This is a genomic window from Argonema antarcticum A004/B2 (genome assembly GCF_023333585.1).
GTDB lineage: Bacteria > Cyanobacteriota > Cyanobacteriia > Cyanobacteriales > Aerosakkonemataceae > Argonema > Argonema antarcticum.
The window spans coordinates 1-1,442 of sequence record NZ_JAIQZN010000234.1 but is presented as its reverse complement, the minus strand read 5'-3'; the positions used below and the strand labels follow the sequence as shown (position 1 = coordinate 1,442).

Annotated in this window: 3 protein-coding genes; 2 read left to right on the top strand and 1 reads right to left on the bottom strand. The window is 43.3% G+C overall.

What is annotated here, in order from left to right:
• A partial coding sequence (locus LAY57_RS36760) for a PriCT-2 domain-containing protein (protein ID WP_420839199.1) occupies positions 1-178 on the top strand: 178 nt, incomplete at its 5' end.
• Positions 179-444: 266 nt separating this feature from the next.
• Here LAY57_RS36760 and LAY57_RS35575 read toward each other — a convergent pair.
• On the bottom strand, positions 445-684 hold the full coding sequence (locus tag LAY57_RS35575) for a hypothetical protein (RefSeq protein ID WP_249072208.1): 240 nt from the start codon (positions 682-684) through the stop codon (positions 445-447).
• Between the two features lie 112 nt (positions 685-796).
• Between LAY57_RS35575 and LAY57_RS35570 the strand changes: the two genes are divergently transcribed.
• The gene (locus tag LAY57_RS35570) at positions 797-1,390 is read left to right on the top strand and encodes a ParB N-terminal domain-containing protein (RefSeq protein ID WP_249072207.1); all 594 of its coding nucleotides are present in this window, start codon (positions 797-799) and stop codon (positions 1,388-1,390) included.
• Positions 1,391-1,442: the final 52 nt, after the last annotated feature.

The following is a 1,442-nucleotide window of genomic DNA, read 5'->3' as shown; positions in this document are numbered from 1 at the left end:
ACTTTATTCATTTTCGCCTGCACTTCTTTGGTTATGGGATGAGTGGAGTAAGCAGTCTCCCAAGTATCAGCCTGGTGAATGTTCGAGCAAATGGGCTACCTTTGCTCCCAACCGGATTTCTTTAGGGTCAATCTATTATTTAGCTGGCTTGGATTCGGGTTTCCCTTGCTCTGCCTAGTATCTAACACCCATAAATGAACTACCCACTGCTGCTTTATGGAGCAGTGGGTTTCTGTCGCTTCATCTTGAACAAAAATGTTGAGCGCAGTCCCCACCCCCACCTATAATCTTGATTTAGGTGAGGTTAGTGAAACCAAACTAATAAAAGCGAAGCAACCTTGTTTCTTCGTTCCTTCTTACTCATGCGTTCAATTATCTCTGTGAGCTTCTCTGAATGCACAGAGCAATTGTTGATAGTTGATATTTTATTGACTATCCAAAATTTTACGGCGATCGCATAACATTAGTTACATCACCAGCACAAATCATACCTCTGCCCAACCTTTCCAAATACTCGCTCAAACTGCAACCGCAAGCCTGCGCCAATAAACGCAAGCCTTCATAGCCCGTATCCGTGACAGCAATGCTTCTTCTTTTCTTCACCTCACCGTAGTCCGACTCGCTACCAGGCTTGAGATTCGACAGCGAACGAGGATTAACTTTTTGCAACCGTTTTTCTGCCATCCTAAAAAAACCATATCCAATTTAATATTACAGCACTTTCTTTTCTCTATCAGACATTATATGATATCTGATAAAAGTGCAACACCCAGTTTTGATACAGAAAACAATAAAAATGCTAGCCACCATATCCCCCTACGAAGAACCTGAATCGTCCCCCTCAAACTACTGTTTGACCACTGACCCAGAATTCCAAAACCTAATTCCCCCGCCATCAACTGAGGAATTAGCCGTATTAGAGGCTAATTTAAGCCAAGAAGGTTGCCTTCAACCTCTGATAGTCTGGAAAGATCGCAATATCCTTCTAGACGGTCATAACCGTTACCAGTTATGCACCCAACTGCATATCCCGTACACTATTGTAGAGATCGAACTGCCAAACAGAGAAGCTGCACTAGCTTGGATTGTCAACCACCAGTTGGGACGACGTAACATCACCCCAGAAACCGCCAGCTATCTGAGAGGGAAGCGCTACTCCTTACTCAAAGGTAATCGACAGGACAATCTAAAGCAGAACTCACCGAAGGGACAAAATGTCACTTCGGTAGATATAGCCGAAGAATTGGCCCAGCAGTATAAAGTTAGCAGCCGTACTATCAAACGAGATGCCCAGTTCACTGAAGCGATCGATACGCTAGCATTAGCATTGGGAGAGCAAATTAAACAGGATATCCTGGGACGCAAGGTTCTTCCGTACTTGATGTGCTAAAATATTAAGATAAAGTGGCAATTTAGAGTAATTAAGAGCAATTATGAAAAGG